This window comes from Cellulomonas sp. B6, from assembly GCF_001462455.1.
GTDB lineage: Bacteria > Actinomycetota > Actinomycetes > Actinomycetales > Cellulomonadaceae > Cellulomonas.
In genome coordinates, this window is record NZ_LNTD01000061.1 from 56,669 (window position 1) to 75,017 (window position 18,349).

General features: G+C 74.8%; 21 protein-coding genes. 20 read left to right on the forward strand and 1 reads right to left on the reverse strand.

What is annotated here, in order from left to right; genetic code table 11:
• The first annotated feature begins 7 nt into the window (after positions 1 to 7).
• The 16 genes from ATM99_RS04800 (at position 8) to ATM99_RS04875 (ending at position 13,492) form a co-directional block, all read left to right on the forward strand.
• The gene (locus ATM99_RS04800; RefSeq protein ID WP_062101785.1) at positions 8 to 514 is read left to right on the forward strand and encodes a flagellar hook assembly protein FlgD; all 507 of its coding nucleotides are present in this window, start codon (positions 8 to 10) and stop codon (positions 512 to 514) included.
• A 24-nt stretch (positions 515 to 538) separates the two neighbouring features.
• The gene (locus tag ATM99_RS04805) at positions 539 to 1,717 is read left to right on the forward strand and encodes a flagellar hook protein FlgE (RefSeq protein WP_062101786.1); all 1,179 of its coding nucleotides are present in this window, start codon (positions 539 to 541) and stop codon (positions 1,715 to 1,717) included.
• 2 nt (positions 1,718 to 1,719) lie between these two features.
• Complete coding sequence (locus tag ATM99_RS04810; protein WP_062101787.1) at positions 1,720 to 2,343, forward strand: D-alanyl-D-alanine carboxypeptidase family protein; 624 nt, start codon at positions 1,720 to 1,722, stop codon at positions 2,341 to 2,343.
• A gap of 158 nt (positions 2,344 to 2,501) precedes the next feature.
• The gene (locus ATM99_RS04815) at positions 2,502 to 2,783 is read left to right on the forward strand and encodes a flagellar FlbD family protein (protein ID WP_306298830.1); all 282 of its coding nucleotides are present in this window, start codon (positions 2,502 to 2,504) and stop codon (positions 2,781 to 2,783) included.
• Positions 2,783 to 3,562, forward strand: a complete 780-nt coding sequence (locus ATM99_RS04820; protein ID WP_062101788.1) for a motility protein A — start codon at positions 2,783 to 2,785, stop codon at positions 3,560 to 3,562. Before ATM99_RS04815 ends, ATM99_RS04820 begins: the two co-directional genes overlap by 1 nt.
• A complete protein-coding gene (locus ATM99_RS04825; RefSeq protein ID WP_062101789.1) occupies positions 3,559 to 4,446 on the forward strand; it encodes a flagellar motor protein MotB in 888 nt (295 codons plus the stop codon). The genes ATM99_RS04820 and ATM99_RS04825 overlap by 4 nt, the downstream gene beginning before the upstream one ends.
• A gap of 27 nt (positions 4,447 to 4,473) precedes the next feature.
• On the forward strand, positions 4,474 to 4,989 hold the full coding sequence (gene fliL, locus ATM99_RS04830) for a flagellar basal body-associated protein FliL (RefSeq protein WP_062101790.1): 516 nt from the start codon (positions 4,474 to 4,476) through the stop codon (positions 4,987 to 4,989).
• A 199-nt stretch (positions 4,990 to 5,188) separates the two neighbouring features.
• Positions 5,189 to 6,175: a flagellar motor switch protein FliM gene (locus ATM99_RS04835; protein ID WP_223304804.1), complete on the forward strand. Its 987-nt coding sequence runs from the start codon at positions 5,189 to 5,191 to the stop codon at positions 6,173 to 6,175.
• Positions 6,172 to 6,870, forward strand: a complete 699-nt coding sequence (gene fliN / locus ATM99_RS04840; protein WP_062101791.1) for a flagellar motor switch protein FliN — start codon at positions 6,172 to 6,174, stop codon at positions 6,868 to 6,870. Before ATM99_RS04835 ends, fliN begins: the two co-directional genes overlap by 4 nt.
• Positions 6,870 to 7,310 carry a flagellar biosynthetic protein FliO gene (locus ATM99_RS04845; RefSeq protein ID WP_062101792.1) on the forward strand — a complete coding sequence of 147 codons (441 nt, stop codon included), beginning with the start codon at positions 6,870 to 6,872 and terminating at the stop codon, positions 7,308 to 7,310. Before fliN ends, ATM99_RS04845 begins: the two co-directional genes overlap by 1 nt.
• Positions 7,307 to 8,167, forward strand: coding sequence for a flagellar type III secretion system pore protein FliP (gene fliP / locus ATM99_RS04850; protein WP_062101793.1), 861 nt, complete (start codon positions 7,307 to 7,309; stop codon positions 8,165 to 8,167). The genes ATM99_RS04845 and fliP overlap by 4 nt, the downstream gene beginning before the upstream one ends.
• Positions 8,167 to 8,439 (forward strand): flagellar biosynthetic protein FliQ, encoded by a 273-nt coding sequence (locus ATM99_RS04855; RefSeq protein ID WP_062101794.1) that lies wholly within the window; start codon positions 8,167 to 8,169, stop codon positions 8,437 to 8,439. Before fliP ends, ATM99_RS04855 begins: the two co-directional genes overlap by 1 nt.
• 10 nt (positions 8,440 to 8,449) lie before the next feature.
• Positions 8,450 to 9,217 (forward strand): flagellar biosynthetic protein FliR, encoded by a 768-nt coding sequence (locus tag ATM99_RS04860; protein ID WP_062101795.1) that lies wholly within the window; start codon positions 8,450 to 8,452, stop codon positions 9,215 to 9,217.
• The gene (locus ATM99_RS04865; protein ID WP_082659282.1) at positions 9,214 to 10,368 is read left to right on the forward strand and encodes a flagellar biosynthesis protein FlhB; all 1,155 of its coding nucleotides are present in this window, start codon (positions 9,214 to 9,216) and stop codon (positions 10,366 to 10,368) included. The genes ATM99_RS04860 and ATM99_RS04865 overlap by 4 nt, the downstream gene beginning before the upstream one ends.
• A gap of 3 nt (positions 10,369 to 10,371) precedes the next feature.
• The gene (gene flhA, locus ATM99_RS04870; protein ID WP_062101796.1) at positions 10,372 to 12,429 is read left to right on the forward strand and encodes a flagellar biosynthesis protein FlhA; all 2,058 of its coding nucleotides are present in this window, start codon (positions 10,372 to 10,374) and stop codon (positions 12,427 to 12,429) included.
• Positions 12,407 to 13,492 carry a hypothetical protein gene (locus ATM99_RS04875; RefSeq protein WP_150118129.1) on the forward strand — a complete coding sequence of 362 codons (1,086 nt, stop codon included), beginning with the start codon at positions 12,407 to 12,409 and terminating at the stop codon, positions 13,490 to 13,492. Before flhA ends, ATM99_RS04875 begins: the two co-directional genes overlap by 23 nt.
• On the opposite strand, the gene ATM99_RS04880 is transcribed toward ATM99_RS04875, so the two are convergent.
• The gene (locus tag ATM99_RS04880) at positions 13,436 to 14,179 is read right to left on the reverse strand and encodes a DUF998 domain-containing protein (RefSeq protein ID WP_062101798.1); all 744 of its coding nucleotides are present in this window, start codon (positions 14,177 to 14,179) and stop codon (positions 13,436 to 13,438) included. The genes ATM99_RS04875 and ATM99_RS04880 overlap by 57 nt on opposite strands.
• 110 nt (positions 14,180 to 14,289) lie before the next feature.
• Here ATM99_RS04880 and csrA point away from each other — a divergent pair, with 110 nt between their 5' ends.
• From csrA to ATM99_RS04900, 4 genes are all read left to right on the forward strand, one after another.
• Complete coding sequence (gene csrA, locus ATM99_RS04885; RefSeq protein WP_062101799.1) at positions 14,290 to 14,604, forward strand: carbon storage regulator CsrA; 315 nt, start codon at positions 14,290 to 14,292, stop codon at positions 14,602 to 14,604.
• Positions 14,605 to 14,689: 85 nt separating this feature from the next.
• Positions 14,690 to 16,864, forward strand: a complete 2,175-nt coding sequence (locus ATM99_RS04890; RefSeq protein ID WP_062101800.1) for a chemotaxis protein CheA — start codon at positions 14,690 to 14,692, stop codon at positions 16,862 to 16,864.
• The gene (locus ATM99_RS04895) at positions 16,861 to 17,274 is read left to right on the forward strand and encodes a chemotaxis protein CheW (protein ID WP_062101801.1); all 414 of its coding nucleotides are present in this window, start codon (positions 16,861 to 16,863) and stop codon (positions 17,272 to 17,274) included. The genes ATM99_RS04890 and ATM99_RS04895 overlap by 4 nt, the downstream gene beginning before the upstream one ends.
• A gap of 138 nt (positions 17,275 to 17,412) precedes the next feature.
• Positions 17,413 to 18,349 (forward strand): methyl-accepting chemotaxis protein (locus ATM99_RS04900; protein WP_150118130.1); only part of this gene is annotated, 937 nt, incomplete at its 3' end.

An 18,349-nucleotide genomic window follows, 5' to 3' on the forward strand; every position in this document is an offset into this window, starting at 1 on the left:
GGCCCCGTTGAGCATCGACACGTCGTACGCGCAGAGCAGCGCGCCCGTCGGCGGCAGCGGCTCGTCCGGCAGCGAGCCGGTCGACCGCACGTCGCTGGACAAGCAGGCGTTCCTCAAGCTCCTGGTCGCGCAGATGCGCTACCAGGACCCCACCAGCCCGATGGACACCTCGCAGCTCATGGCGCAGACCACGCAGCTGAACACGATGGAGCGCCTCGTCGAGCTGTCCGACACGCAGCGCGAGTCGTTCGCGCTGCAGATGCGCTCCTCCGCCGCGGCCCTCGTGGGCCGCGAGGTCACCTGGAAGGACTCCGAGACCACGACGCGCACCGGCGTCGTGACGGCCGTGTCCTACGCGGGCGCGGTGCCGACCGTGCGGGTCGGCGACACCGACGTCCCGCTCGACGCCATCGGCGCGGTCACCGCACCGTCGTCCGGCACCACGCCCCCGGCCGCCACGCCCCCGGCCACCACCGTTCCCGCGGACCCGTCCGCCACGACTCCCACCGCCTGACGCGGACCACCGAAAGGAACTCCCATGCTCCGCTCGCTCTTCTCCGGCATCAGCGGTCTGCGCAGCCACCAGACCATGCTCGACGTCACCGGCAACAACATCGCCAACGTCAACACCACGGGCTACAAGTCCTCGCAGGTCGTGTTCCAGGACACGCTCAGCCAGGTCCTCACCAACGCGGGTGCGCCGCAGGGCGGCGTCGGCGGCACGAACCCCGCGCAGGTCGGCCTCGGCGTGCAGGTCGCGGGCATCTCGACGAGCTTCACGCAGGGTGCGTCGCAGACCACCGGCCGCAGCACCGACATGATGATCCAGGGCGACGGGTTCTTCATCGTCCGCAAGGGCGCCGAGACGTACTACACGCGCGCCGGGTCGTTCGACTTCGACACCACCGGCCAGATGGTGCTCCCGGGCGAGGGTGCGCTCGTGCAGGGCTGGGCGGCCGTCAACGGCGTCGTCGACACCAACTCGCCGCTGGTCGACCTCAAGGTCCCCGCCGGCACCACGATGGGCGCGGTCGCGACGACGACGGCCGACACGGTCGGCAACCTGGACTCCGCCGCCGAGGTCGGCACGACCAAGAACCTCACGATGACCGCCTACGACGCGATCGGCACCGAGCGCACCATCACGGTCACGTTCGCCAAGACGGCGACCGGCTGGACCGTCGCGGCCGGCGACGGCGCCGCGAACGTGGCCGCGCAGCCCGTGACGTTCACGCCCGCGGGCGCGATGGCGACGCCCGCGACGCTCACCCTCGGCGGCGTCGCCGTCGACCTGTCGAAGGTCACCGGCTACGCGGGCCTCGACACGATCGCGGCGGGCAAGCCCGACGGCCAGGCCGCAGGCACGCTGCTCTCGTTCGGCCTGGGCGCCGACGGCACCATCACCGGCACGTTCAGCAACGGCCTCAAGCAGGTCATCGGCCGCATCGCGATGGGGGCGTTCACCAACCCCGGGGGCCTGGAGAAGGCCGGCGGCTCGCTGTTCCGCACGTCGGTCAACTCCGGGGAGCCGATGGTCGGGACGGCCGGGACCGGCGGGCGCGGCGCGCTCGCGGGCGGCCGGCTCGAGATGTCGAACGTCGACCTGTCCAGCGAGTTCACCAGCCTGATCATCGCGCAGCGCGGCTTCCAGGCGAACTCGCGCATCATCACGACGTCCGACGAGGTGCTCAACGAGCTGGTCAACCTCAAGCGCTGATCGTGGAGGGCATCACCGCGATCGCGGCACGCATGGCGCAGCTGCGCGAGCTCGTCGAGCCGACCGCCGTCCCGACCGCGACCACCGCGTCGGGGTCGGCGGCCGGCTCGACGACGGGCACGGCGTTCGCCGACACGCTCGCGCGCGCCGTCGCGACCTACCAGGTGCCGGGTGCGGCGGCGCCGACGACGACGGTCGACACGTCGCCGTCGTCGGTCCGCCGCATCAACGGCGACATGCTGCCCAACGGCCTGGCTGCGCACCAGAACGGCCGCGTGCCCGACGCGGCGCTCACGCAGGTCGGTGACACGGGTCACCGCCTGTGGCAGCCGGCCGCGCAGCAGCTCACGCGGCTCATCGAGGACGCCCGCGCGCAGGGCGTGACCATCGGCGTCACGGACTCGTACCGCACGTACGACACGCAGGCCGACCTCGTGCGCCGCAAGGGCCTGTACTCGCAGGGCGGCCTGGCGGCTGCGCCCGGCACGTCGGACCACGGGTGGGGCCTCGCGGCCGACCTGCGGCTCGACGACCGCGCGCAGGCGTGGATGCGCGCCAACGCCGAGCGCTACGGGTTCGCGGAGGACACGCCGCGCGAGCCGTGGCACTGGGCCTACCAGACGTGACGTCCTCCGGGCGGGTGACGTCGGACGCCTCAGCCCCGTGCGGGGCCTGCCGATGAGCAGGACGTGCCCCACGGACGGGGCGCACGCGGCGCCCGACGCCTGAGCTCGGAGACGCCGCACCGCAGCAGTGACCAGGGACGGGATGTGCCGTGATCGTCGTGACGCGACTGAACGGGGGCAGGTTCGGGGTGAACCCCGACCTGGTCCAGCGGGTGGACAGTGCGCCCGACACCATCCTCACGCTCGTCGACGGCACGAAGCTCATCGTGCAGGAGTCCCTCGAGCAGATCGTGGCGCTCATCCACGAGCAGCGCGCGTCGCTGCTCGCCCGCGCCCGTGACCTCGAGCGGCTCGGCCCCGTGGGCACCGTGCCCGACCTCGACGACGACACCGGTGACGACCCGCCGCCGCCCGTGCCGCTGCGACCGAGGAGCCGCTGATGGACCCCGCGGGCATCGTCGGCATCCTGTTCGCGTTCGGCGCGATCTACACGGCCCTCACGCTCGAGGGCGCCGACCCCATGTCGATCCTGCTGCCGGCCCCGCTCATCCTCGTGTGGGGCGGCACGCTGGGCGTCGGCCTGGCCGGGCACACGCTCAAGGACGCGAAGGCCGCGTTCGCGGCCGTGCCGCGTGCCATGCGGGCCAAGGCGCCGCAGCCGGGCGCGAACGTCGACGTCGTCGTCAAGCTCGCCGAGCGCGCGCGCCGCGAGGGCCTGCTGGCGCTCGAGGACGACGCGCGCCAGGTCGAGGACCCGTTCCTGCGCGAGGGGCTGCAGGCAGCGATCGACGGCACGGACCCCGAGGACCTGCGGGTGATCCTCGAGGACCGCATCGCGACCAAGCGCGCGACGGACCGCGTGGCGTCCAAGTACTTCGTCGACATGGGCGGCTACGCGCCGACCATCGGCATCATCGGCACGGTCATCTCGCTCGTGCACGTGCTCGAGAACCTCTCGGACCCCGGCGCGCTGGGCCACTCGATCGCCGCGGCGTTCGTCGCGACGCTGTGGGGCATCCTGTCCGCCAACGTCGTGTGGCTGCCGATCGGCAACCGCATCCGCCGGATCTCCGACCTCGAGTGCCAGCAGATGGAGATCACGCTCGAGGGGCTGCTGGCCGTGCAGGCCGGTGCCAACCCGCGCCTCGTCGGCGAGCGGCTGCGCAGCCTCGTGCCCGGCGGCGGCGACAAGCCCGACGCCCGCACGGAGGCCGCGTGAGCGCCGCGGGCGGCCGGCGGCGCCGGCACGAGGAGCACGAGGAGCACGTCAACCACGAGCGCTGGCTCGTCAGCTACTCCGACATGATCACCGTGCTCATGGCGCTGTTCATCGTGCTGTTCGCGATCAGCCAGGTCGACCAGGAGAAGTACCTCGAGCTGAGCAAGTCGCTCGCCGCGGGGTTCGGCAACGGTGACATCCAGGTGTCGTCGACCGTCTTCGACGGCGGCGACGGCGTGCTGGACGGCATGGCGCCGCAGAACCAGGACGCGCAGGGCGCGGGCACCGCCGGCATGGTGAGCGCCGACCGGGGGCTCGCCGAGATCGGCCAGGTGCCGACCCCCGAGGCCGTCGACCCGAAGCTGCTCGCGGCGGCGCAGGCCGAGGCGTCGCACCTCGAGGAGGTGCGCGAGGCGCTCCGGCAGGGGCTGCTGGCCCAGGGCCTGGACAAGACCGTGCAGTTCCGCATCGACGAGCGCGGCCTGATTCTCGGCCTCGTGGCCGACGACGTGTTCTTCGCCCCCGCGAGCGCCGAGCTCACCGCGACCGCCCTGCAGGTCCTCGACGTCGCGGCGCCGACGCTGGTCGCGCTGCAGGAGCAGATCGCCATCGAGGGCCACGCGAACGTGCTGCCGGTGTCGGGGCGCTACCCGACCAACTGGGAGCTGTCCGCCGACCGCGCGACGCAGGTGCTGCGCCACCTGGTGGAGAAGGACGGGCTCGCGCCCGCCCGGATCTCGGCCGTCGGGTTCGGCGACGCCCGCCCGGTCGCGCAGGGCATGGACGAGGCCTCGCTCGCGGCCAACCGTCGCGTCGACCTCGTCGTGCTGTCGCTCGCGCCCGAGAACGTGCGCGAGCTCGTGCCGACGGTGGTGCACGAGTGATCGCCCGACCCGAGACGGAGGTGTGACATGCCTGTCGAGCAGCGTGTGGTGTCCCGGCAGAAGATCGGTGGTGGCGGCGGCGCGTCCGCGCCCGCCCCGGCGCCCGCGGCCGAGCCCGTGGCGGAGAAGAAGTCGCGCCGCGGTCTGCTGATCGTGGTGGCGGCGGTCGTCGTGCTGCTGATCGGTGGCGCCGCGGCGTACTTCCTGCTGATCAAGGGCGACGGCGGCGAGACCGCGCCGGCCCCCGAGCCCGCCCCCGTGGCGGGCAAGGTCGTCAAGGTCGAACCGATCAGCATCAACCTGGCCGACGGGCGCTACCTGCGCCTGGGGCTGGGTCTGCAGCTGACCGCGGACGTGGCCGAGGACATCGACCCGTCCCGCGCGCTCGACCTCGCGATCGCGCTGTACTCGGGCCGTCCGATCGCGGAGGTCTCCGACCCCGCGACGCGCGACGAGCTCAAGGAGCAGCTCGCCGCGCAGCTCTCCGAGGCGTACGAGGGCGAGGTGATGGACGTCTACCTGACGAACTACGTCACGCAGTGACGTGACCAGCCGGCGCCACGGAGGGCGCCGCCGTCGCTCCCCGCCGCGCGCGACCGTGCCGCGCGACGCACCGCCCAGGACGGGCGGCGGGAGATCCCACCGCACGGTCAGCGCACCCGCCGGGCCCTTCGTCGTCCTCGCGCACGAGCCCGGCGTCGGTTCTCCTCACGTCCGGCTGCCGCCCGCCGATGGATCGGTCGTGACGCCGTCCCCACCCGCGACCGCAGCGCCCGACGCGCCCGTCGCCACCGACGTGCCCGTGGCACCCGGCTCGTCCGCGCGCCGCCGCGCGCGCGCCGCCGCACCGGTCCCGTACGACTTCCGCCGCCCCCTGACGCTGTCGCGCGAGCACGCGCGGCACCTGTCGATGGCGCTGCAGCGGTTCGCGCGCCTGTGGGGCACGCAGCTCACGGCGCGCCTGCGCGTGCTGGTCCAGGTGACGTTCGAGGACGTCACGCTGCTGACGTACGACGAGCACGTCGCGAACCTGCCGACGCCGACCGCGCTGTTCGTGTGCACGGTCGAGCAGCCGCGCGGCACGGCGCTGCTGCAGCTGCCGGTGCCCTCGACGCTCGTGTGGGTCGACTACCTGTTCGGCGGCTCGGGCCTGGGTGACGAGCGCGAGGGGCGCGAGCTCACCGAGATCGAGACGACCCTCGTGCGCGACCTCGTGACGAACGCGCTCGCGGACCTCACGTACACGTTCGCGGCGATCATGCCGCTCGAGCTGTCGGTGCGCTCGATCCAGTACAACCCGCAGTTCGTGCAGGCCGTCGCCGCGACCGACGCGGTGCTGTCGGCCCGGTTCACGCTGCGGGTCGACGAGAAGCGCGTCGACACCGCGACGCTCATGCTCCCGGCCGAGGCCGTGCTGGCGGCGCTGCGCACCGAGCAGCGCCCCGACGGCGACACCCCCAACCCGGACCGGCTGGTCCGTGACAAGGCCGACCTCGAGCGCGCGACGCTCGAGGCGCCGGTCGAGGTGGCGGTGCGCTGCACGCCGCGCGTCGTCCACCCGCGGGACGTCGTCGACCTCGCGGTCGGTGACGTGCTGCCGCTGTCCCACCCCGCGAGCCGGCCCCTGGAGGTCGTGGTCGACGACGTCGTGCTCGCGCACGCCGCCGCCGGCACCCACGGCTCGCGGCTCGCCTGCCAGGTCGTGAGCGTCGAGGAGAACCACGCATGAGCACCACGTCCCCCGCCGTCGACACGACCGCGGCCGCCACGGCCGCCGCGGCCCTCGTGCCCGCCGACGTCCCGCTGCAGGCCGCCCCCGCCGCCGACGCGCCCCCCGCCGACGCGACGGCGGTCGTCGCGGGCGTCGTCGGGCGCACGTCGGCCGACGTCGCGCTCGTGCTCGGCCCGCAGGTCGCCGCGGCGCTCGCCGAGGGCACCGACGGCGCCGCGCTCGACCCCGCGGCGGCCCTGCGCCCGGCGCTGCAGGCGGCTGCGGCCGCGCTGGGCGACGGCGTGCTGGAGCCCGCGCGGCTGTCGACGGCCGGCCAGGTCGTCACGCCCGAGAGCGACGTCGTCGCGCTGAGCGGCCCCGACGGTCCGCGCGCGTGGCTGGTCGTGCGCGTGCGTCCCGGTGGTGCGCCGGCCGCGCCCGCGCCCGCGGTCCCGACGCAGCGCGGCGCCGCGCTGCGCGCGCTGTACGACGTCGAGCTCACGCTCACCGCCGAGATCGGGCGCACGCGCCTGCCGCTGCGGCAGGTGCTCGACCTCACGCCCGGCACGGTCCTCGAGCTCGACCGCGCCGCGGGCGGGCCCGCCGACCTCGTCGTCAACGGGCGCCTCATCGCCCGCGGCGAGGTCGTCGTCGTCGACGAGGACTTCGCGATCCGCGTCACCGAGATCGTCAGCGCGCCGGACGCCGTCTGATGGACGAGCTGCTGCTGGTCGGCCGCGTGCTGCTGTCGCTCGCGTGCGTCGTCGGCCTCGTGTGGTACCTGGCGCGCAAGCTGGGTGCCTCGCGGGGTGCGCACGACGACCGCGAGCCGACGGTGCACGTGGTCGACCGGCAGTCGCTCTCGCGCGGGTCGGGCGTGGCCGTCGTCGCGGTCGGCAGCCGGCGCCTGCTCGTCGGGTTCGGTGAGCAGCAGGTCCAGCTCCTCACCGAGCTGCGTCCCGTGCCCGAGCTCGCGCCCGCGACCACGTCGGCCACCGCGACCGCCGCGACCGCCGCGGCGTCGGACGGCGTGCCCACGCCGCGCCCCGCGCCCGACGGCGCGCGCCCCGGCCCGCTCGCGGGCTCGGTGCTGTCCCCGCAGACGTGGCGTGCGACCCTGCGCGCGCTGCAGGACCGCACGGTGCGGCGATGACGCCCGCGGCGCTCCCGGTCGCCGCGGAGCAGGGGGCCGGGCGCCGCACGCTCGTGCGCGCGCTGCTGCTCGCGCTCGTCGTCGCCGGCGTGCTGGTCGTCCAGCTCGTGCTCGCGACGCCGTCGCACGCCGCGACCGGCCCGACGCCGCCCGCCGCGCCGACCGCACCCGAGGCGCCGGGCGTGGGCGAGGTGACCGTGCAGGTCAACGGCATCAACGGCACGCCCAGCGGGTCGATCGTCGTGCTGCTCGGCATCACGCTGCTGTCGGTCGCGCCGTCGCTGATCCTGCTGACCACGAGCTTCACCAAGATCCTCGTGGTGCTGTCGCTGACCCGCAACGCGCTCGGCCTGCAGGGCGTGCCGCCCAACCAGGTGCTCGCGGGCCTCGCGCTGTTCCTGTCGCTGTTCGTCATGGCGCCCGTCGTCAGCGGCGTCAACGACGCGGGCGTGCAGCCCTACCTCGACGGCAGCCTCACGTTCACGCAGGCCGTCGACGCCGGTCAGCAGCCGCTGCGCGAGTTCATGCTGTCCCACACGCGCGAGCAGGACATCGCGCTGCTCACGCGCGCGGCCGACCGGCCCAACCCCGAGACCCCGGCCGACGTGCCGTTCACGGTGCTCGCGCCCGCGTTCCTGCTGTCCGAGCTGCGCGCCGCGTTCATCATCGGCTTCGTCGTGTTCGTGCCGTTCCTCGTGATCGACCTCGTCGTGTCCTCCGCGCTCATGGCGATGGGCATGATGATGCTGCCGCCGATCATGGTGTCGCTGCCGTTCAAGCTCCTGCTGTTCGTGCTGGTCGACGGCTGGGGGCTGATCGTCACCGCGCTCGTCGGCTCGTACACCGGGGGCGGCTAGTGGACACCAACGCGGTCCTCGACATCGCCCTCGACTCCCTGGTGCTGGCCGCCAAGCTCGCGGCGCCCGTGCTCGTCACCGCCCTCGTGGTGGGGTTCGCGGTCTCGCTCGTGCAGTCCGTGACCCAGATCCAGGAGGTCACGCTGTCGTTCGTGCCCAAGGCCGCCGCCGCGGCCGCCGCGCTGCTCATCGCGGGGCACTGGATGATCACCGAGCTCGTGACGTTCACGCACGAGCTGTACGCGCGCATCCCGTCCCTGCTGGGCGGGTGAGCCCGCACCGATGGACCCCGTCGCCGTCACGCTGCCGATCGCCGCTGTCGAGACCACGCTGCTCGCGGCCGTGCGCATGATCGCGTTCCTCGTCGTCGCTCCGCCGTTCGCGCAGCGCGGCGTGCCCGGGCCGGTCAAGGTCGCGCTCGGCACGGGCCTCGCGCTCGCGGTCGCTCCCCGGCTCGACCCGGTCGAGAGCAGCGGCACGGCCGCGCTGTTCGGCGGGCTCGTGCTGCAGGCGGTCGTCGGCGCCGGTACCGGGTTCCTCGTGTACCTGGTGTTCGCGGCCGTGCAGTCGGCCGGCTCGCTCATCGACCTGTTCGGCGGGTTCCAGGTGGCCACGGCGTTCGACCCCATGAGCATGACGAGCGGTGCGCAGTTCTCGCGTCTCTACCAGCTCCTCGCTGTCGTCCTGCTGTTCGCCTCGGACGGCTACCAGATGGTGGTCGCCGGGCTGCTGCGCACGTTCGACGTGCTCCCGGTCGGCGTGATGTTCTCGGCCGGCGGGTTCGCGCAGGGCGCCACCGACGGCATCACGAACCTGTTCGTCTCGGCGCTGCAGATCGCCGGACCGCTGCTCGTCGTGCTGTTCCTGGCCGACGTCGGCCTGGGGCTGCTCACGCGCGTGTCGCCCGCGCTCAACGCGTTCGCGCTGGGCTTCCCGCTGAAGATCCTGCTGACGCTCACGCTGTGCGGGTTCGCGCTGCTCGCGCTGCCCGACCTGCTCGGCGCGCTCGCCGAGCGGGCCGCGACCGACGTGCCGGCGGTGCTGCGATGAGCGGCGGCGGGGGCGGCGAGCGCACCGAGAAGGCCACGCCGCAGCGGCTCAAGGACGTGCGGCGCAAGGGCCAGCTCGGGCGCTCGCAGGACCTCACCGCCTGGGTCGGGCTCGGTGCCGCCGCGATCATGCTGCCGGGCGTCCTGGCCCGCGCGCAGGGTGCCGCGCTCGAGCAGATGACCCAGGTGCGCGCCGTCGCGGCGAGCGCCGACCCCGCGCAGGCCGTCGAGGTGCTGCGGCAGTCCCTGACCTCGGCCGGTGCGACCCTGGGGCCGATGTTCGCGGTGCTCGTGCTCGCGACCCTCGTCGTCGCGGTCGCGCAGGGCGGCGTGAGCTTCCGCAGCATGAAGCCCAAGTTCGACCACCTCAAGCCCGCGGCCGCCGCCAAGAAGTTCGTCGGCCCGCAGGCGCTGTGGCAGGGCGTCAAGACCCTCCTCAAGACCCTCGCGGTCGCGGCCGTGCTCTACGCGGGCGTCCAGACGATGGTGCCGACCCTCATGGCCTCGGGCACGCTGCCGCTCGCCGCGGTGCTCGGTGCCGCGGGCGACGGCGCCGCGGGCCTCCTGCGCGGCGGCATCGCCGTGGGCATCGGCCTCGCGCTGGTGGACCTCGTCGTCGTCCTGCGCCGCAACCGCAAGTCGACGCGGATGACCAAGCAGGAGGTCAAGGAGGAGAACAAGCGCACCGAGGGCGACCCGCTGGTCAAGGGCCAGATCCGGTCGCGGCAGATGCGCATGAGCCGCAACCGCATGATGGCCGAGGTCGCGACGGCCGACGTCGTCATGGTCAACCCCACGCACGTCGCCGTCGCGCTGCGGTACGAGCCCGGCACGGGCGCGCCGCGCGTCGTCGCCAAGGGCGCCGGCGTCGTCGCGGCGCGCATCCGCGAGCTCGCGGGCGAGCACCGCGTCCCCCTCGTCGAGGACGTGCCGCTGGCCCGCGCGCTGCACGCCGCGTGCGAGGTCGGCCAGGAGATCCCCGAGCACCTGTTCACCGCCGTCGCGCGCGTCCTCGCGTTCGTCATGGCGCTGCGCCGCCGCGGCGCCAGCATGGGCCAGCACCGCCTGCCCGGCGGCCCGACGCTGGCGCCCGACACCCCGACCCCGCCCCGAGGCCGGCGCCCGCGCGCCGGCACCGCCTCCAGGAGCTGACCCGTGCAGAACCGTTCCGTCGCCCGCTTCGCGGTGCCCGTCGGCGTCGTCGGCATCGTGCTGCTGCTCGTCGTGCCGCTGCCCCCGGCGGTGCTCGACCTGCTCATCGTCGTCAACATCACGGCCTCGCTCGTGATCCTGCTGACCAGCATGTACGTGCAGAAGCCGCTCGACTTCTCGGTCTTCCCGTCGCTGATCCTGGTGTTCACGCTGTTCCGGCTCGGCCTCAACGTCGCCTCGACGCGACTCGTGCTCGGGCAGGGCTTCGCGGGCGACGTCATCCAGGCGTTCGGGCACTTCGTCGTCGGCGGCTCGCTCGTCATCGGCCTCGTGATCTTCCTCATCCTCGTGGTCATCCAGTTCGTCGTCATCACCAACGGCGCCGGGCGCGTGGCCGAGGTCGGCGCGCGGTTCACGCTCGACGCGATGCCCGGCAAGCAGATGGCGATCGACGCGGACCTCAACTCGGGGCTCATCGACGAGGACACGGCGCGCCGGCGCCGCGCCGAGGTGTCGGCCGAGGCCGACTTCTACGGCGCGATGGACGGCGGCTCCAAGTTCGTCAAGGGCGACGCGATCGCCGGCATCGTCATCACGGTCATCAACCTGGTCGGCGGGTTCGCCATCGGCATGATGCAGATGGGGCTGTCCGCGGGCGAGTCCATCGAGAAGTTCAGCCTCCTGACGGTCGGTGACGGCCTGGTCACGCAGATCCCCGCGCTGCTGCTGTCGGTGTCCACGGGCATCGTCGTCACGCGCGCGACCGCCGAGGGCGACATGGGCACCGCCGCCGCGTCGCAGCTCACGCAGTCCCGCACGGCGCTGCTCGTCGCGGGAGGTGCGGCCGTCGCGCTCGCGGTGCTGCCCGGCATGCCCAAGCTGCCGTTCCTGCTGGTGGGCGGCGGGCTGCTGATCGCCGGTCAGCGCATCGGCGCGCGCGAGAAGGCCGAGGCCGCCGCCGCGGCCGCCCCCGCCGTCGACGAGGTCGCCGCCCCGTCCGCCGAGACGCCCGAGCAGCTCATCGAGCAGATGCGCGTCCACACGCTCGAGATCCTGCTGGCCCCCGACCTCGTCGACCTCGTCGGCACCGGACCCGACCAGGACCTGCTCGCGCGCGTGCGGGCCCTGCGGCACAAGGTCGCGCTCGACCTGGGCATCGTCGTGCCGCCCGTGCGCACGCGCGACAGCGTCGACCTGCCGCCCTCGACGTACGTCGTGCGCGTCGCCGGCGTCGAGGTGGGCCGCGGGCAGGCGCCCCCCGGGCGCGTCCTCGCGCTCGGCGACGACCTCGCCGCGCTGCCCGGCACACCCGTGTCCGAGCCCGTGTTCGGCCTGCCCGGCAAGTGGGTCCCCGCCGAGCTGCGGCACGCCGCCGAGATCGGCGGCGCGACCGTCGTCGACCGCGTGTCCGTGCTCGTCACGCACCTGTCGGCGCTGGTCCACGAGCACGCCGCGCGACTGCTGGGCCGCGAGGACGTGCGCGTGCTCACCGAGGGCGTCAAGCAGGTGAACCCGTCGGTCGTCGAGGAGCTCGTCCCGGCGCTGCTCTCGCTCGGCGAGGTGCAGCGCGTGCTGCAGGGCCTGCTCGTCGAGCAGGTGCCGATCCGCGACCTCAGCCGCATCTACGAGGCGCTCACGCTGCGCGCCCGCGTCTCGACCGACCCCGAGGGGCTCGTCGAGGCCGCGCGGTCCGCGCTCGGACCCGCGCTCGCGCAGCCCTACGTGCAGGAGGGTGCGCTGCGCGTGCTCACGCTCGAGCCGGTGCTCGAGCACCAGCTCGCCGAGAACCTGCGCCCCGGCGACCAGGGCAGCCAGCTCCTGGTCGACCCGCAGCGTCTCGACGCGCTGCTCGCCCAGCTGCGCGCCGCCGTGGCGCGCGCCGAGGCCGAGGGCCGGGGCGTCGTCCTGGCCTGCTCGCCCGCGATCCGCCCGGCGCTGCGCCGGCTCGTCGCGCTCGCGGACCCGCGGCTGCCCGTGCTGTCGTACTCCGAGGTCACGGCCGCCGGCGTGCAGGTCGACACCGCCGGGGTGGTGACCGGTGACCACGCGATTGCTGCTTGAGGGGCCCGACCTCGACGAGCTCGTGACGCAGGTGCGCGAGCACCTCGGTCCGGGTGCGCGGATCGTCAGCGCCGAGCGCATCCGCAGCGGCGGGTTCGCCGGGTTCTTCGCCAAGGAGCGCTACGAGATGACGGTCGACGTCCCGGACGAGGACGACCGCCCCGTGCGCGCGTTCGCCCACCGGCCCGGCCCGGCGGCGCCCGCGCGCGGCATCGACGACCTGCTCGACGCGGCCGACGCCGCCGACGGGCCGGCCGCGTCGCCCGCCTCGCCCGGGGTCTCCACGACGTCACGCGAGTTCGCGGCCGTGCTGGACCAGGTGCGCTCGCTCGTCGGCGTCCCCGACTCCGACGTCGTGGTGCCCACGCCACGACCGGCCGACGCCGCGCTCGCGGGTGCCGCCGCCGCGCTGGCCCTCGTGCCCCCGGTCCCGGCCCCCGAGCCGCCGCCCGCGCCGCCGTACGCGCCCGGCGTGGGGCTGCGCGCCGAGCTCGTCCGGCTCGGCGTCCCGGTGCGCCTGCTCGACGCGGGCCCCATGACGCTCGGTGCCGTGCTGGGCCGGCTGCCCGCACCGCCCCCGCCGCCGCGCGGCGTCGGGCAGGTGCTCGTCGTCGTCGGTGAGGGCGACGGTCCGCGCGCGGTGGCCCGCACGCTCGCCGTGCGGTGGGGCCTGCCCGACGGCCGCGTGCACGAGCTCGACGCGTCCGCCGCGGTCGTCCCGCCGGCCCGCGACGGCGGGACCGCGCAGGTCGTCGCGCTGCGCGTCGGGCCCGAGCACCACGACCGCTCGCGCGCCGCGCACGCCCTGGCGAGCCTGGGCGCCGACCAGGTGTGGGCCGCCACGGACGCGCGGACCAAGCCCGCCGACGTCGCGGCGTGGGTCGCCGCGGTGGGCGCCGAGCGGCCCGTCGACGCGCTCGCGGTGCAGGGGCTGCTCGACACCGCGGCACCGGGCACGGTGCTCGAGCCGGGGCTGCCGGTCGCGTGGGTGGACGGCGTCCCGGCGTCACGCCTCGTGTGGGCCGCCGCCCTCGGGCAGGAGCTCGACGCCGCGCTCGCGTGACCGTGCCGCGTGTGCCCGGACCAAGACCGTGGCCCCCGCGACCACCGCCCACACGAGGATCGGGTAGGCCGCGAGCCGCTCGGCGAGGCCCACGAACCGCTCCGGGACGACCGTCGCCCCCAGCACCAGGGCGGTCGCGCCGAGGGCGCCGAACCCGACACCCAGCACGCCGAGGCCGCGCAGGCCGGGCGTGCGCGCGAGCGCCGCGCCCAGCGTCAGCAGGCCGGCGAGCCCCCCGACGATCGCGACGGCCGCGGCCGGCACGTGGGCCGCGCTCACGTCCTCGGGGCTCAGCCCCACGACGAGCTCGCCGACGCCCGCCACGCCGATCAGCGCGAGACCGGCCCGGCCCGCCGCGCCCCGGGCGAGCACGGGCCGCAGCAGCAGCGCACCGAGCAGCAGGCACGCGCCCGTGGCGACCCACGAGACGTTCGCCGCGACGTGCCACGGCGAGCACACGTCGCGGCCGCGGTGCTCGCCGCAGCCCGCCGCGCCGAGGTCGCTGATGGTGTTCGAGAGCACGCTGTACGGCGTCGTCCACGCCGAGCGGACCACCACCAGCACCACGAAGTAGTGCGCCACCGCGACCCACGCCGACGCCCCCGCGAGGACGACGCGGCCGGTCAGGGCGTCGCGCGGCGGCCGGGCGTCCGCGGGGACGGGCCGCGGGCGGGTCGGGGTGCTCACCCGGGCACCGTACCCAGCCCGCGACGGACCGTCCGCACCCGCCCCGGGCGCCCCCCGACGCGCGCGGGCCGCACGCGGGGCCGCGGCGGGCGCCCTGTAGTCTCGCGGGCATGCTCGTGCTCACCCGTCGCGTCGGCGAGAGCGTCGTCATCGGCGACGACGTGGTCGTCACGGTCCTCGAGGTCCGTGCGGACGGCGTGCGGCTCGGCATCGACGCGCCGCGGCACGTGCGCGTCCACCGGTCCGAGGTGCTCGACGCGGTGCGCGAGGCGAACGCCGCCGCGGCGCAGGCCGACGCCGCGGACGCCACGGCCGCCGCCGCGCTGCGCGACCTGCTGCCGGGCCACCGGCCCGCGGCGGGTCGGGACCCCGCCGCGCCCGCGGACCCCGCGACGCCGGACGCCGGCGCCACGCCGCGCGGCTGAAGACGGCCCGCACCCCTCAGACCTCGGCCCCGGCGGCCGATGTGGCGGGCGTCGGGTGCGCGTGCACCCAGCCGGGGAGGTGCACATGGACGACGTCGACGAGATCGTGCGCGAGTTCCTGGTCGAGTCGCAGGAGAACCTCGACCAGCTGGACCGCGACCTGGTCGCGCTCGAGGAGCAGCCGGGGTCGCGCCCGCTGCTGAGCAGCGTGTTCCGCACGATCCACACGATCAAGGGCACGAGCGGGTTCCTCGCGATGCACCGGCTCGAGCGGCTCACGCACGCGGGCGAGAGCCTGCTGGTCGAGCTGCGCGACGGGCGCCGCACGATGGACCAGCGGACCACCGACGTGCTGCTCGCGATGGTCGACCGCGTGCGGGACCTGCTGACCGCGATCGAGCGCGACGGCACCGAGGGTGACGTCGAGGTCGACGAGGTCATCGCGCAGGTCGAGGCCGTGCGCGCCGAGGCGCCGCAGGCCGCGGCGACCGCGCCCGCGGCCGCCCCCGACGCGTCGGCGGCGGAGACGACCGAGGAGGTCGGGCACCTGCGCGTCGGCGACAGCGCGATCCGCGTCGACGTCGACCTGCTCGACGCGCTCATGCGCCAGGTGGGCGAGCTCGTGCTGGCCCGCAACCAGATCACGCGCCTGGCCGCGGCGGCGGACGACGTCGCGCTCGTGCGCACGGCCCAGCGCCTCGACCTCGTCGCGGGTGAGCTGCAGGAGGGCGTCATGAAGACGCGCATGCAGCCCATCGAGCACCTGTGGTCCAAGATGCCGCGCGTCGTGCGCGACCTCGCGGCCACGTGCGGGCGCGAGGTCCAGCTCGAGATGTCCGGCGGCGACACCGAGCTCGACCGCAGCCTGCTCGAGGCCGTCAAGGACCCGCTGACGCACCTGGTGCGCAACGCGGTCGACCACGGCATCGAGGCCCCCGCGACGCGGGTCGCGGCGGGCAAGCCCGCCAAGGGCGTCCTCAAGCTCCGCGCGTACCACGCGGGCGGCCAGGTGGTCGTCGAGGTCGCGGACGACGGCAAGGGCATCGACCCGGTCGTCGTCGGCGCCAAGGCCGTCGAGCGCGGGCTGCGCACGCCCGCGCAGGTCGAGGCCAGCGCGCCCGGCGACCTGCTGCAGCTGCTGTTCCTGCCCGGCTTCTCGACCGCGTCGGCCGTCACGAACGTGTCCGGCCGCGGCGTCGGCATGGACGTCGTGCGCACCAAGGTCGAGCAGGTCGGCGGCACGGTCGACGTCGAGTCGACCGTGGGCGTCGGCACCGTGTGGCGCCTGCGGATCCCGCTGACGCTCGCGATCATGCCCGCGCTGACCGTCGAGTGCGCGGGCGACGTGTACGCGGTCCCGCAGGTCAACCTGCTGGAGCTCGTCGCGCTCGACGCGCAGCGCGGCGGCACCGCGATCGAGCACGTGCACGACGCACCCGTCTACCGGCTGCGCGGCGAGCTGCTGCCGCTCGTGTCGCTCACGGGGGTCCTCGAGATCCCCGACGAGGCGACCGAGGGGTCGAGCTCGGTGATCGCGGTCGTGCAGGCCGACCACCACCGCTTCGGTCTGCTGGTCGACCGCGTCCTCAACACCGAGGAGATCGTGGTCAAGCCGCTGTCGGCCCGGCTCAAGTCGATCGGCGCGTACGCCGGGGCGACCGTGCTGGGCGACGGTCGCGTGTCGCTGATCCTCGACGTGCAGGCCGTGGCCCGCCGCGCGCTGCACGGCGAGGTCGAGGCGGCCGCGCGCCGCGCAGGCACCGACGAGCAGCTGGTCGACACCGACCGCGAGCAGGTGCTCGTCGTCGGCATCGGCGAGGGCCGGCACGTCGCGATGCCGCTGCAGCAGGTCACGCGCCTGGAGCACCTGCGGTCCGACGACGTCGAGCGCGTGGGCGGCCGCGAGGTCGTGCGGTACCGCGGCACGATCCTGCCGCTCGTGCGGCTGGACCGGATGCTCGGGGCGTACGGCGAGGAGGTCGAGGAGCTGCTCGTGGTCGTGCTGACCCGCGGCACCCGCGCCGTGGGCCTGGTCGTCCGTGAGATCGTCGACATCCTCGAGGACCGCGACGACCAGCACTCCGACGTCGAGGACATGGGCCTGCTCGGGTCCACGGTGCTCGGCGGCCGTGTCGTCGAGCTGCTCGACGTGCGGGCGGCGGTCCTGGCCGCCGACGCGGCGTTCTACGACGAGCAGCCGCAGGCCCCGGACGACGCGTCCGAGGTGCTCGGCTCCGACCTGGTGGGGGCGGCACGATGAGCCAGTACGTCACGTTCACGCTCGCGGGCACGCTGTACGGCGTCGACGTGCTGCGCGTGCAGGAGGCCCTGCGCTCGCACACGCGCACGCGCGTCCCGCTGGCCCCGGCCGAGGTCGCGGGCCTGGTGAACCTGCGCGGGCAGGTGGTCCTCACCATCGACATGCGCACGCGCATGGGCCTGCCCCCGCTCGCGGGCGACGAGCCGATGATGGTCGTCGTGCAGGTCGCGGGCGAGCCGATCAGCCTGCTCGTCGACGAGATCGGCGACGTCGTCGAGGTCGGCCCCGACTCGTTCGAGGCGCCGCCGGACACGCTCGACCCGACCATGCGCTCGGTCGTGCGCGGCGCCCACAAGCTCGACGGGCGCCTGCTGCTCGTGCTCGACGTCGACGAGGCCGTCGCGGCCTGACGTCGCGCTGCCGTGCGCGGTGCGTCGGACGGGAGGTGGACCTGCGGGTTCACCTCCCGTTCTGCTCATACGGCGATGGTGCGCGCCGATGGACCGGTGCCGGGGGAGGACGAGCAGGGGCAGGGCGAGGGAGCAGCCATGGACACGACACCCAGCACGCGGCGCCGCGGGATCCTCGGGCGGTTCGCGGACCTGTCGGTGCAGACCAAGATCCTGTGCGTCGTCGGCCTCGTGGGCGCCGCGGCGATCGGCAACGGCGTGTACGCGTTCGTCCAGATCGACGGCGTCGCCGCCGACATGCGCGCGCTGGTCGAGACCGAGAACTCCGTGGGCAGCGCGACGAGCGTCGTCCACGAGGACCAGCTCAAGGCGCGCATGATCGTCGCGCAGATCGCCGCGACGCGCGGCAACGAGCAGAAGCAGTGGGTCGCGCGGGTCGCGGCCAACGACGCCGAGATGGGCGAGGCGCGTGCGGTGGTCGACGCCGACCCGCAGTTCGCGGACGACCCGCTGTGGCGCGACTTCTCCGACGGCCTGGACGCGTGGGTCGCGGCCCGGGACGCGACCGTCGTGCCCGCCGCCCTCACGGGCGACCCCGCCGCGTACGAGGCCGCGACCGACGACGTGAGCCAGCCGCTCATCGACGCCTACCTCGAGCACCTCGACGCGTTCGAGACGTCGTTCGAGGACTACCTCGCGACGGCGGCGGCCGACGCGCAGCGCAACGCCGACCGCGTCGGCGTGATCGTGCTCGTCATCGCGTTCGGCGCGGTGCTGCTGACGGGCGCGGTCGCGGCGGGCGTCGCACGCCGCATCCGGCGCTCGGTCACCGAGGTGCAGGCGTCGGTCACCGCGATGGCCGCGGGCGACTTCACCCGCACGCCCCACGTGCCCGAGCAGGACGAGCTGGGACGCATGGCCGCGTCGCTCGTCGAGGCGCAGACCGCCGTGCGCGGCACGCTCGCGGGGGTGGCGGAGTCGGCGGGGACGGTGGCGGCTGCGGCGGAGGAGCTGGCGGCGGCGTCGGGTCAGGTGGCGTCGGGGTCGGAGGAGACGTCGGTGCAGGCGGGTGTGG

Coding starts and splice junctions, on each gene's coding strand:
- ATM99_RS04805 (WP_062101786.1), top strand. CDS start 539: ATGCTCCGCTCGCTCTTCTCCGGCATCAGCGGTCTGCGCAGCCACCAG.
- ATM99_RS04820 (WP_062101788.1), top strand. CDS start 2,783: ATGGACCCCGCGGGCATCGTCGGCATCCTGTTCGCGTTCGGCGCGATC.
- fliL (WP_062101790.1), top strand. CDS start 4,474: ATGCCTGTCGAGCAGCGTGTGGTGTCCCGGCAGAAGATCGGTGGTGGC.
- fliN (WP_062101791.1), top strand. CDS start 6,172: ATGAGCACCACGTCCCCCGCCGTCGACACGACCGCGGCCGCCACGGCC.
- ATM99_RS04845 (WP_062101792.1), top strand. CDS start 6,870: ATGGACGAGCTGCTGCTGGTCGGCCGCGTGCTGCTGTCGCTCGCGTGC.
- fliP (WP_062101793.1), top strand. CDS start 7,307: ATGACGCCCGCGGCGCTCCCGGTCGCCGCGGAGCAGGGGGCCGGGCGC.
- ATM99_RS04860 (WP_062101795.1), top strand. CDS start 8,450: ATGGACCCCGTCGCCGTCACGCTGCCGATCGCCGCTGTCGAGACCACG.
- ATM99_RS04865 (WP_082659282.1), top strand. CDS start 9,214: ATGAGCGGCGGCGGGGGCGGCGAGCGCACCGAGAAGGCCACGCCGCAG.
- csrA (WP_062101799.1), top strand. CDS start 14,290: ATGCTCGTGCTCACCCGTCGCGTCGGCGAGAGCGTCGTCATCGGCGAC.
- ATM99_RS04890 (WP_062101800.1), top strand. CDS start 14,690: ATGGACGACGTCGACGAGATCGTGCGCGAGTTCCTGGTCGAGTCGCAG.
- ATM99_RS04895 (WP_062101801.1), top strand. CDS start 16,861: ATGAGCCAGTACGTCACGTTCACGCTCGCGGGCACGCTGTACGGCGTC.